The organism is Brevibacterium sp. MGP-B1 (assembly GCF_057766545.1).
This window is the reverse complement of sequence record NZ_CM173407.1, coordinates 3,269,699-3,281,781: the sequence shown is the minus strand read 5'-3', so window position 1 is coordinate 3,281,781 and position 12,083 is coordinate 3,269,699. Positions and strand designations below refer to the sequence as shown.

The 12,083-nt window shown below is 63.9% G+C and carries 9 protein-coding genes; 4 read left to right on the top strand and 5 right to left on the bottom strand.

Annotated elements, in window-relative coordinates:
• Window positions 1-15 precede the first annotated feature (15 nt).
• Genes AC3CD9_RS14925 through AC3CD9_RS14915 form a run of 3 tightly spaced genes read left to right on the top strand, consistent with a single transcriptional unit; the run spans window position 16 to window position 4,446 of the window.
• On the top strand, window positions 16-2,037 hold the full coding sequence (locus AC3CD9_RS14925; protein ID WP_488364695.1) for a SpaA isopeptide-forming pilin-related protein: 2,022 nt from the start codon (window positions 16-18) through the stop codon (window positions 2,035-2,037).
• 10 nt (window positions 2,038-2,047) lie between these two features.
• Window positions 2,048-3,430, top strand: coding sequence for a SpaH/EbpB family LPXTG-anchored major pilin (locus AC3CD9_RS14920; protein ID WP_488364694.1), 1,383 nt, complete (start codon window positions 2,048-2,050; stop codon window positions 3,428-3,430).
• Window positions 3,427-4,446 (top strand): class C sortase, encoded by a 1,020-nt coding sequence (locus AC3CD9_RS14915; RefSeq protein ID WP_370034913.1) that lies wholly within the window; start codon window positions 3,427-3,429, stop codon window positions 4,444-4,446. The genes AC3CD9_RS14920 and AC3CD9_RS14915 overlap by 4 nt, the downstream gene beginning before the upstream one ends.
• On the opposite strand, the gene AC3CD9_RS14910 is transcribed toward AC3CD9_RS14915, so the two are convergent.
• The 5 genes from AC3CD9_RS14910 to AC3CD9_RS14890 form a co-directional block, all read right to left on the bottom strand.
• Window positions 4,418-7,096 carry a helix-turn-helix transcriptional regulator gene (locus AC3CD9_RS14910; protein ID WP_488364693.1) on the bottom strand — a complete coding sequence of 893 codons (2,679 nt, stop codon included), beginning with the start codon at window positions 7,094-7,096 and terminating at the stop codon, window positions 4,418-4,420. The two genes, AC3CD9_RS14915 and AC3CD9_RS14910, sit on opposite strands and share 29 nt — an antisense overlap.
• Window positions 7,097-7,338: 242 nt before the next feature.
• On the bottom strand, window positions 7,339-8,010 hold the full coding sequence (locus AC3CD9_RS14905) for a response regulator (protein WP_488364691.1): 672 nt from the start codon (window positions 8,008-8,010) through the stop codon (window positions 7,339-7,341).
• Window positions 8,007-9,431, bottom strand: coding sequence for a sensor histidine kinase (locus AC3CD9_RS14900; RefSeq protein WP_488364690.1), 1,425 nt, complete (start codon window positions 9,429-9,431; stop codon window positions 8,007-8,009). The genes AC3CD9_RS14905 and AC3CD9_RS14900 overlap by 4 nt, the downstream gene beginning before the upstream one ends.
• Before the next feature lie 124 nt (window positions 9,432-9,555).
• On the bottom strand, window positions 9,556-10,686 hold the full coding sequence (locus tag AC3CD9_RS14895; RefSeq protein WP_488364689.1) for a serine hydrolase domain-containing protein: 1,131 nt from the start codon (window positions 10,684-10,686) through the stop codon (window positions 9,556-9,558).
• An 11-nt stretch (window positions 10,687-10,697) separates the two neighbouring features.
• Window positions 10,698-11,186 (bottom strand): hypothetical protein, encoded by a 489-nt coding sequence (locus AC3CD9_RS14890; RefSeq protein WP_488364688.1) that lies wholly within the window; start codon window positions 11,184-11,186, stop codon window positions 10,698-10,700.
• Between the two features lie 223 nt (window positions 11,187-11,409).
• Here AC3CD9_RS14890 and AC3CD9_RS14885 point away from each other — a divergent pair, with 223 nt between their 5' ends.
• A complete protein-coding gene (locus AC3CD9_RS14885) occupies window positions 11,410-12,063 on the top strand; it encodes a TetR/AcrR family transcriptional regulator C-terminal domain-containing protein (protein WP_488364687.1) in 654 nt (217 codons plus the stop codon).
• Window positions 12,064-12,083: the final 20 nt, after the last annotated feature.

Here is a 12,083-nt window from a genome sequence, read left to right as displayed (position 1 = left end):
CAGTTCGACTCCTCGTTGGGTTCGTGGAAGTCAACCGAAGCCACTCAGTCGAAAAGCGGTGTCCAGTTCATCGGCGGTGCAGTCGATCTGTCCACCGGCGTCTTCTACTTCGGCGGGTTCAACGGCGGAGGTACGACGTTCAGCCTGTACTCTTACGATTCGTCCGACAACAGCATCTCGTTGAAGGGCACCATCGATACGAGCGCCGACTCCGGTGGCGCGGCCAACGGTGACATCGCCTTCGATACCAACGGCAACCTCTTCATCGTCAGGGGATCTGGAACCACAACGACCGTCTTCTCCGTGACCTCGGCCAACTTGGCAAAGGCAAACGGTGGCGCCATCGCCTCGGCGAAGTCCGCGGGCTTCACGACGAACTCCAACGTCAACGGTGTGTCATTCGACGCTGCCGGCAAAGCGTATCTCGGCACCGGTGACACCATTACGACCTACGACATGCCCAACTGGTCGAACAAACAGTCGTTCGCCAGCGGCTCGTGGTCGAGCACCGACCTCGCTTCATGCTCGTCCCCCGCGACCATCACGCTGCAGAAGGACGTCCAAGGCGGGCGTGCGAAGGCAGACGATCAGTTCGCTCTCTCCCTTAAGCAGGGAGGCACAGAACTGGGATCTGCTACGACCACAGGCTCGGCAACCGGAATTCAGGAAGAGATCGTCGGACCCCTGCCTGCCAAGCGGGGCGCGGCTATCACCTTCTCCGAAACGGCTGCGAGGGGTGCGACGCTGGATGACTACGGCATCACCTATACCTGCACAACCGACGGCAAACCTATGAACGGCGTCTCTGGAGAAGGTCGCTCAGGCTCAGTCACCATCCCGAACACCGGTGACGCCGTCGTCTGCACGATCACGAATGCCCCGCTGACTGCCAACGTCTCCATCCACAAGGACGTCGTCGACGAGAACGGTGAGAATAAGAAACCGGGCAAGGACTGGACAGTTGGCGCGAAAGCGACCGCCACCACCGACTCGGTGACTTCGGCTCCGACGGCAGCCACGCAGAAGACCGACGCGAACGGCAATGCGAAATGGGGGCTGAAGTTCTCGAAGAGCACCGGTCGGGCCACTGTTGCGATCTCTGAAACCCAGCAGGACGGCTTCGAGTTCAAGAGCGGCAGCTGCGATATCACTCGAATCGACGGGTCCAAGACCACGACGAAGCTCACGAGCGACAAGAGCACCGACCTCACCGGAATCAAGCCCGGCGACAACGTCGACTGCACCTACCTCAACAAGGTCAGCGACACCGCACTGACCCTGGTGAAGAAGGTCGACAACAAGGCCGCCGCCGGCACTGCCAAGGACACCGACTGGACGCTCAAGGCCGCCGGTGACGCAGCCTCGGGCAACAAGACGATCGAAGGCAAGACCGGATCGTCCGAAGTCACGAAGGCCAAAGTCAAGGCGGGCAAGTACTCGCTCTCCGAAGCCGGAACCCTAAAGGGCTACGAAGCCTCCGACTGGGTTTGCAAACCGAGCTCCGGCTCCGGAACAGTCACCTCCGATAAGAGTTCGGTGAATTTGAGACCCGGCGACGACGTCACCTGCACTATTACGAACACTGCAAAGACCGGTGCCGTGACCTGGGGCAAGACCGACGAATCCGGCGCCGCTCTCAAGGGATCGGTGTGGACTCTCACCGGACCCGACGGAGCCGAGCTCACGATCGAGGACTGCGCAGCCGCCTCGGCGAGCGAATGCACCGGAGCCGACAAGGACCCGACGGCAGGGAAATTCTCGGTCACCGGCCTCAAATGGGGCGACTACACGCTGACGGAGAAGAAAGCCCCGGCCGGATACATTCTCGACGACACACCACACACGTTCACGGTCTCCGGATCCGCACTCGACAAGTCGCTCGGGTCGTACACCAACGAGCAGAAGCCCCAGGTGGCGCTGCCGCTCACGGGTGGAACCGGAAGCCAGATCTACCTCATCGGCGGAGCAGCTCTGCTCGCAGCCGCCGGTGCCATCGCACTTCTCAAGGGCCTGCGCCGCAGGAACCGGAAGCACTGAAAGGGAAACAATGAAAACTAAGAAACTGGGTCTTCTGCGGCGTCTGACCGCGGTGGCCGCGATCGCCTCGCTGAGCGTGCTCGGCATGACGGGCACGGCGCAGGCCGACAGCAACGTCGGCAACATCGACACCGGACGCTCCGGCTCGATCATCGTCCACAAGTACGACGGCGCCTACGGCACCGACGGCGGTGACGGCTCGGTGAAGACCGACACCTCGAACCTCGGCACCCCACTCGACGGCGCCGAGTTCACGGTCAAGCAGGTCACGGCCAAGGGCGGCCAGGCCATCGACCTGAAGACTCCTGAAGGCTGGGACCTCATCAGCGGGCTCAAGGCCTCCGAGGTCAAGGCCGGCGGATTCTCGCTGGGCAACGGCGTCGCGAAGACCACCGCAAACGGCGGACTCGCGACCTTCGAAGGTCTGCCGCTCGGTCTCTACCTCGTGGAAGAGACCAAGACTCCGACGAACGCGACCTCGACCACGGATCCATTCCTCGTCACGCTGCCGCTCTCACAGTCGAACGGCAAATGGCTCTACGACGTCAACGTCTACCCGAAGAACTCGGTGAACAAGACGCAGCCGACGAAGGAAGTCTCCAACCCGACTGCGCCCGTCATCGGTTCGACTGTCGACTGGACGATTACGGCGCCGGTTCCTGCCGCGAACAACGGCTACAAAAAGTTCTCGATCGTCGACCAGCTCGACTCGCGCCTGGAATTCGTATCTGCCAAAGTCGCCGGTTTCACCGAAGGCACCGATTACGACATCGTCAGGGACGGTCAGACCGTGACGATCAACTTCACCAAGGTCGGACTCGGCAAGCTCACGGCCGGACAGAAGGTCGTTTCCACGATTACCACGAAGGTCACCTCTCAGGGTGACGGCACCATCGAGAACACTGCGCTCGTCAACACCAACGATTCGTCCGTCGAGACCCCGGCCGTGAGCACGAATTGGGGCTCGCTGCAGATCATCAAGCACGTCGCCGGCGACAAGGCACACACCCTCGCCGGAGCCGAGTTCGATATCTTCTCCGACAAGGACGGCCAGAACAAGGTGGCCTCGGTCAAGACTGCCGCTGACGGCACTGCAACGATCACCCTGTGGGTCGGCAACAACGACGACACCACCCAGAAGTACTGGGTCAAGGAGACGAAGGCTCCGACCGGTTATATCCTCGATGACTCCCTCAACGAGGTGACCGTGAGGGCCGGCGCCACCACCGCAGCCGTCAAGTACGAGTTCGCCAACACCCAGCAGGGCCACCCCGAACTGCCGCTGACCGGAGCCGACGGCAAGCTGCTCGCGATGATCGCCGGAATCGGCCTCATGCTCATCGCCGGCGGTGCAGGCATCGTCGCAGCCAACCGCCGCAAGAACCAGGTGTGACCCACTCACCTGAGGGCAGGCAGTCCACCGAGGCTGCCGTGCCGGGCACGTCCATGCGGCGTCCGTCCCCCGACGGGCGCCGCTGGCGCGTGCCGATTCTCTCCCTCGTCATCGCGCTCATCGCTCTGACCGGACTGGGCATCTGGACCTACCCGAGTGCGGCAGCGTGGTTCTCCCAGCTCGATCAGTCGAAGATCATCGGCAACTCGGCGACGACGACCGAGGGCGACAAAGCCGAAAACGCCCGTCAGATCGCGCTCGCCCACAAGTACAACCATGCCCTCGAGTCCGGTGCGCAGCTGGAGTCGAACCACCGTCTGCCTTCGGGGAAAGGGACCTCGGCCGAGGGCGCCCCGGCGTACGAGGATGTGCTCGACGACGGTGGACCCGGAGTGATGACCCGTCTGCGGATCCCCTCCATCGATGTGGACCTGCCCGTCTACCACGGCACCGACGACGCGACCCTGCTCAAAGGGCTCGGCCACCTCGAGGGCACGAGTCTGCCTGTCGGCGGGGACGGCACCCATTCGGTCATCACCGGCCACCGAGGTCTGGCCGACGCGACCATGTTCACCAACCTCGACAAGGTGGGCAAGGGTGACCGATTCACCCTGACGACGTTCGGACAGGTGCTCAGCTACCAGGTGGTGCGCACCCAAGTCGTCGACCCGGACGAGACTGAATCTCTGGGCACGATCTCCGACCGCGACCTCGTTACGCTCGTTACCTGCACGCCCTTGGGCATCAACTCCCAAAGGATCCTCGTCACCGCTGAACGCGTGTACCCGACCCCGGCCGCAGATCAGGAATCCGGGCTCGCCGAATCCGACTTGCCCGGCTTCCCTTGGTGGATCGTCATCATGGGTACGGGTCTCGTGGCAGCCGGAATCTACGTCTGGTGGTCAGGCCGTCCGGTCCGCCCGAAGGGCGAGAAACCGAAGACCGACACCCCCGCCGAGGCGGACGCTCAGTCCCGTTCGACGAGGGTTAGGCCTTCGCGCGGCCCACGGCATTGATCCGGCCGGTGTCGCGGAGCTTGAGCAAGTGTTTCGGGATGTCGCGGCGCCGTTCGGCACCGAGCTTCGCTCGAGCCTGCAGCACATGTGACTCGACAGTGCGCACCGACAGGACCAGACGTTGACTGATCTGCACATTCGTCAGTCCCTCGGCGACGAGTCGGCATACCTCGAGCTCCCGTTCAGTCAGGGTGACGGCCGGAGCCGCAGCATCGGAGATCGCGGTGTCCTCACGTGGCTGCGGATCTTCCGGAGGCGTGGCAGCCCGCTGTCGCAGCGCGTCGAGTGCTTCGCCGGCCACGCGTGCGCGGGAACTGAGACGTTGAGCGAGGAACAGAGCCCTGGACTCGGCGAAGGCGTGGCGGGCAGCACCCCGGTAGCCGACGGACCGCAGTTCCAGACCGGCGGCCAGGAGCGCCTCGGCGTCCTCAGCGGCCGAGGCATCGAGATGACGCCGCGCGGCACGCGGCCCGGGCAGATTCAGGTCCGTGGATTCATCCGGAAGACTCTGGACCGCCTCGGCGGCGGTGATGGTGCCGTCGAGGACTCGCGCATGAGCGAACACGGTATGCATCCACGCAGGCATCGGGCCGGGATTCGACGCCCCAGGACCCAGCAGGAAGGCGGCCAAGCCATCGTGGAAGCGATAGCCCTGGGCCGGAATCGAGCCATCGCCCGACGTCGGGCGATAGTACGGCGCATTGCTGCGTTGCCACCGTCCGAGGGTGTCGCGCAATCCCCATCCCACCGCCAGCAGTGCCGGGGTGACAGTGGCTGCGACGGCCGCATAGTCCCGTGCGGCCAGATCGGTCTCTCCATCAAGCAGGCGCTGGATGCCGATGCACCAGGATGCCGTCGCATTCAGCTGCCAGCCGCTGTGGGTGGAGGCTCCGCTCGCGGCTTCCAGCAGTTTGCGGGTGATGAGTTCAGATCGCTGTGGTTCGATTCCGGCCAACAGGCAATTCACCGTCGCTCCGACCATGAAGTACCAGGCCATGGTGTAGGTGAAACCGGTGAGTGACCTGGGGTTGGCGCCGGTGAGTCCGACGTAGTATTCGTAGCCTTCCTCAGCGGCTGCGATGAGTGCCTCTGCGTTGTCCGTCTTGAGGTGGTACTGGCACAGAGCCGCATATGCGGCGAACCGCAGAGCATGTGACGCCGACTGAGAATCGGCGACCGCGCGAGCGTCATCGAGGCGGGTCATGCCGCTCCCGGCGAACGAGGTGACGAGGTTCGCGATACCCGGAATGACCGGATCGACTTCGTCTCGCAGGTGATCGGTCCACCACTGAGGAAGCTCGGGTTCACCTGCGAGCGCCGCGGCCGCCGTGAAGAGCAGCTCGAACAGAACCGTTTCGCGGTCGCAGCCCAGAGGCCCGTGCTCGACACCGGTTCTGATGAGGGCGATCGCTCCGACCCGATCGCCGCTCAGCAGTCGGGCTGTGATCATCTGCAGCTCCCATTCGAGCAACATCGGCGGTTCGTCTCGAGCCTCGTCCTCGACCATGTGGAGCATGATCGTCGCCTCCATCGGATCGCCGAGGCGGTTGAGCGTGCGCGCCGCCTTGAGCAGAATCATTGCAACGGAGCGATCGATCTCGCGGCCCTCGCTGATGACGTCACGAGCCAGACCGATCTCAGCAGCTTCACCGACCGGATAGCCGGCCTGCCACAGGACCGCGAGCCGACGATTGAATTTCTCCTCGTCCGCGGAATCGGCCTCTCCGATGAGCTGGTTGGCCATGGCATCGATGTGCAGAGGTGGGACCGCCACGGACGGCTGACCGCTGACCTCGAACTCTCGGGCCAGACGCAGGTCGATAAGGCGGGAGATGACCGCTTCTCCGAAGAGCTGTTTGGCCGTGCGGGTGGGCATGGGGCTGAGATCGCCGAGGCGGCGAGCAGCGATGAGCGTGGAATCAGGCATCCGCGGATACAGCGGAGCAAGTCGCGACAGCACCCTGGTGCCGAAGAACGGCGTATCGAAGCTGGCGTGCGGGTAATGGCGGGGAACTCGATCTGGGTCCTCTTCCGCCCAGGCGACGAGGTCGGCTGCCACCAATGGCCTGCCCCCGCACAGCGCCGCCAAAGTGCGCAGCTGCAGGTCATCGAGTGGAGTCGTCGCAGACAGACCCGCTACGAGTGCCATGGATTCGCTGCCGGTGAGCGGCGCCAGATCGATGCGATCGACTTCACCGGCGCTCCAGCTCATGGCGATCTGCTTGAGTACACTGTTGCCGCCCTGATGGACCGTGCGCAGAAGATCACCATCGACGAGGTAGGCCACCGGTACTCGAGAGACGTGGAGAGCCTGGTCGATCACCGGCGCGGTGTCGTCCGTGAGCAGGTGGGCCCCGCTCATGATCCTCGGCCCCCCGGCGATCCTGCCGGCGTCGACGAACTCCGCGACCTCCTCGGTGGTGGTGTGGGCACTGATCCGCAGCAGGGACTGATCGGGACGACCAAGAGCAACGGCCAGCGACCGTCCGAAATCCAGGGCGCCGTCGCCGGTCAGACAGACCACGATGACGGAGCGACCGGAGCGGAGCAGATCGAGGATCTGGGTCGACTCTCTGCTGCGTGTGGGCGCGAGATGTACGAGGCGGTCGTAGGCGGGGTCGACTGGGACGAAACTGTCCACACTGTGCATGGAGGTGCAGCCTTTCCGGTCTGCGAAACGGAGCAGCCGTGCGGGCCGCAGTCCTGTTCGCCGGGGGTGACCGTGAATGGGAGGGTGGGTATCCGTGGGGAGGGACGAGTCGCTTTTCGGGACTCGACGCGAACAACATTACTCCCGTTGTCGATGGGGGAGTATTCTTTGCCCGAAATTGTTATGCGCTACCTCCGGCGAAAGGGACGATCCCCTCGCCGAGGCGGCTGACTCAGACCACCTCATCGCATTCGTTCCTGCTGACCGATGGCTATGACCCCGTTCTCATACGCCCAGATGACCGCGTGGATGCGATCGCGGATGCCGAGTTTCGACAGCAGGTTCGACACGTGTGTCTTCACAGTCGCCTCACCGACGAAGAGCTTCCCTGCGATCTCGGAATTGCTGGCCCCGGTAGCCACCAGCCGCAGTACCTCGAGCTCACGGTCGGTGAGGTACTCGAGTTCAGGCGCGCTTGGTGCCGCCGGTTCCGGGGTCGACACGGACCGTTCGATGACTCGGCGGGTGACCTCGGGGGAGAGCAGACCGTCGCCTGCCGCCAAAGCGGTCACTGCGTCAATGAGCTGTTCAGCCTCGGCGGTTTTGAGCAGAAATCCGCTGGCACCGGCATCGAGCGCGCGGAACAGGAAGTCGTCGCGGTCGAAGGTCGTGAGCATGAGGACGGCCCCGGCGGCGCCGCGGCGGACGATCTCCTCCGTCGCCTGGAGCCCGTCCATGACCGGCATCTGCACATCCATGCAGATGACATCCGGTGACAGCTCGAGCGCCTTATCGATGGCGATCTGCCCGTTCTCAGCCTCGCCGACGACAGCAATGCCGTCCTCGCTTTCGAGGATCGTGCGGAAACCGGTGCGAACCATCGACTGGTCGTCGACGAGGAGGGCTCGGATCATGTGGATGCCTTCGCTGGAGTATCGGGGGACGATTGCGCTGCGGTGCTGCGAGGGTAGGGGATCCGGGCGCGCACGATCCAGCCGCCGCGGGACTTCGGCCCTGCCTCGAGGCTGCCGCCGAGAGCATTCATACGTTCTCTCATGCCGACGATGCCGAGGCCGAGCCCTTCGCTCGTGGAACGAACTCCGGAGTCTGCCTGAACGCTGTCGGGTCCTGCTGATGTCGGTCTTCCGGCATACCGGGCATCGCTGACCTCCACCTCGAGATCGGTGCTGCCGTAACGCAGCCGCACATCCACTTCGGCGCCGGCGCCCGCGTAGCGGGAACAGTTGGTCAGGGATTCCTGAATCACGCGGTAGATCGACATCTCGGTGATCGGAGTGAGCGGGCGAGGGGCCCCGATCGTCGTGTACTCGACGGTTTGGTCGAATCGTCGGGCCGATTCGATGAGTTCCGGAAGGTCGCCGAGGCCGGGGTTGCCTTTCGTCGAAGCCGCCGTAGCAGTGTCGGCCGGTCTTTCAGCCGCATGGTCGCCAGACGCGGCGATGTTGTCCGTGGCGGCGGTGACGTCGGTCGACGAGTCCGTGTCGCGCAGCGTGTAGACGAGGGCTCGGAGTTCGTCGACGGTCTCGCGAGTCGAGGATTCGATGACCTGGAGCGATTCCTTGGCTTTGTCGGGGTTCCTCTCGAGGCTGCGACGTGCGGCGGCGGCGTGGATGCCGACCCCGGCGATATGGTGGGCGACTCCGTCGTGGAGTTCCCTCGCGATGCGCACGCGTTCGAGGTCGAGGGCTTGCCGAGTCAGCTGCTGTTCCTGCTCGCGGACTTCTTCGTTGGCCGCACGGAGTTCCTCGAGCAGTCGCCGCTGCTTCCATGCGCGGTTGCCGAAGAGCCACGCGCCGCCGAAGAAGACCGTGTTGATCAGGAAAGTCACCCCGGTAGCCGCGGCGAACTGGACGAAAGTCAGGTCGCCGAGATCCCGGAACTGCAGGGACGCCGAGACGATGACATAGATGAGGATGGCCAGGCACAGCAGACAGCGTGAGATGAAAGCCGCGCGTTGACTGTAGCGAAACGCGCCGATCGCGTAGACCGATGTGAAGAGGACGATCTGAGAGACACCAGGTTCCATCATCTGCAGGATCTGCGCGGTGACGTAGAGCGTGGTGATTGACCATGCGACGAAATTCGGGAAACGACGACGCCACAGCAGGGGAACGGTGACTGCGATTGAGAGCACGCAGACAACCCACAGCGGTGCTTTGAACTCCCAGAACCCGCTGCCCTCATAGAGGACGGCGAAGATGAGCGAGCCGACGGTGAGGGCGGCAACGAGCCAGAGGTCGGACCGGTTCGGCTTGCGAGCCGCGGCCGACAGGCGTGCCGAGGTCCGTGGTTCTCTCGTCCTGTCCTCCGTCATCCTTCCAGCTTAGACAGTGCCGTGCCCTGCCGGTATCCGCCGCAGTGGGGAAATCAGACGCCGTGGCTCCGACAATCGGTGGAGGAAGTGATCGGGCGGGATCGGATAGCTGCCCGAAGCCGGATCAGCCCATCCCCGTCGTGACGACACTGGCCAGTGCCGCGTCGATCGGATGCGGCTGCGGGCGCCCGGACTCATCGAGAGAGTTCCAGCGCTGACGATTGGTGAACACAGTCACCTGCCTGTCTGCGTCCGAACGGGTGAATGTGAGCGCTCCGCCTCCCCACACAGAACCGTCATGTCCCCACCAGACTGTTCCGTCGACGGTCTCGCGTCGGTGCAGGCCGAGCCCGTATTCGATCGTCGTGCCCTCGAACGAGATCACCGGAACTGTGCTCTGCATCTGTTCGAGCGATTCCGGTCGAAGCAGTCGACCGTCGATGAGGAGGCCGAAAAAGCGATTGAGATCGGCTGCGGTCGACACCAATGAAGCGGCGGGCCCCACCCACGACATGTCGAAGTCGGTGAGGTCGACCGGTGGATCGGCCATGCCGAACCATGATTCGTACAGACTTGTGTGCGGAGCCGCGAGCACGGATCCGTCGGGGAAGTATGTCTCGTCGAGACCGGCGGGTTCGATGACTTCGGTGCGGATGTGCTCTTCGGCAGCGGTGCCGGTGACGGACTCGATGAGTTCGGCAAGGAGCAGATAGTTCGTGTTCGAATACCTGCCGGGCAGACTGCCGGGCTCGCCTGCCGGTGGGGCTCCGACTCCGATGCCGATGAGTTCTCGTCGGTCGAAGCGGGTGAACTGAAGCTCGATGAGGCTGCGCGGGCTCGTCTGCGCAAGGTTCGGAAATGCTCGCAGCGAGTCGTAGATGACAGGCAGGTACTCGTTGAGTCCGCTCGTATGATTCGCGAGCATCCGCACGGTGATCGCCTCCCCGCTAACACCTGGCACAAGTACGGGAAGGTGCCGGCCGATCGGAGCATCGAGGTCGACGGTTCCCGCTTCTGCGAGCCGGAGCAGGGCCACCGTCGTGAAGGTCTTTGCGATGCTGCCGACCCGGTGGTGGAGATCGGGGGTCATCGGTACCTCCGTCCCGGTATCGGCGAAACCTGCGCATTCACGCATGGTCTCTCCATGGTCGACCACCTCGGCGATGATGCCGGGCATGCCTGCCCGGTGGACCTCGCGCACCGCCTCGGCCAGGTCGCGTTGGGTGTGAAGCTTGGAGCTGATAGGGCATGTCATGGGTCGTCCTTTCAGGCTGTTCGTGCGCGTGGTGAACGGTGCAGGGGTCGTGGATCGTTGTTCGCCGAGGTGGCTGCCTGGGTGAACATGAGGACGACCGCGACAAGCCCTGCCGCACAGGGGAGGAGCCCGATCGTGCCGATGAGCGGCGGCAGTCCGGTGTCTCCCGAAGTGTCACGGACGAGGAGAGCGAACATCGCAACTGCAGTGCCGGTGAGAGCGAGCACCACGGCCGCCCACCGGATCCAGCGGCTGCCCCGATGCGCTCGCCAGATCGTTGCGACCCAGCCGAGGACGCCGAGCACACCGACGACCGTCAAGGACGCGGCGTAGAAGTTCACGCCTGAGGAGATCTCATCCTGGGACATCGATGGGTAGCCGCTGCGGATGTGTTCGCCGATGAGCGGCCTGCCCAGCTGTGCGCTGACGATGGCCAGGACTGTGAGGACGAGTCCGACCCAGAGGGCGACGTAGGTCGAACGAGAATACTGCCTATTCATGATGGAGCCCTTTCTCTTGTGTTATACAGCGTAAAACGTGGTTCTCATGCTAGTTTTACGCTGTAGAGCAGGTCAATGGAGGAAAACCCGAGAGTTCGTGAGGGAGGCGGCCATGGTGAAGCGAAGTGATCGCGCAGCAGGTGCGACTTCGAGCGGCAGGCGGAGCGAGTCCGGCGCGGCGCGTACGCGGGGCCAGCATGCTGGTCTGAAGCCGGAATCGATCGTGAGGACCGCGATTGCCATCGCCGACGAAGAAGGTCTGGCCTCTGTGTCGATGCGCAGGATCGGCGCCGAACTCAAGGTCGAGGCGATGGCGCTCTACCACCATTTCCCGAACAAGGGTGCGCTGCTTGACGCCGTCGTCGAGCAGATATCGACTTCCGTGCCGCCAGTCGAAATCGCCGGATCACCGTGGGACGACGTTCTGAGGGGGTACGCCCGGTCGCAGCTGAACACTCTGTCCGAGCATCCGAACCTCGTCGATCTCGTCATGACCCGCCCGGCGGTGACCACCGGAAACCTTGCTCTGTTGGAGGCACTCGTCGACTTCCTCTGCGCCGCCGGGTTCTCAGCTCGCCGCGGGCTCGACATGATCTACACCATCCATGAGTTCGTTCTCATGCATGCCGCGCTCAATGCCGAGGTTGGAAAGGCCGCCCGCAGAGGCGCGGTGCGAGCCGAAGGCGGCGAACGGGGCGGAGGCATGAGCGGCGAGCTGCGCCAAGCGGCTCATCTCGAGGGAATCTCCGAGGCGGACTTCCCACGTCTCGTCGAGGCAGCAGGTAAGGCTGCGCGCCGTTCCCCGACTGCTCGCTTCGATTTCGCACTCGACGTCCTCATCGCCGGGTTCGGCGAGGTGCCCGAGAGCGATCGCTGAATCAATTGAATCGGATTCCG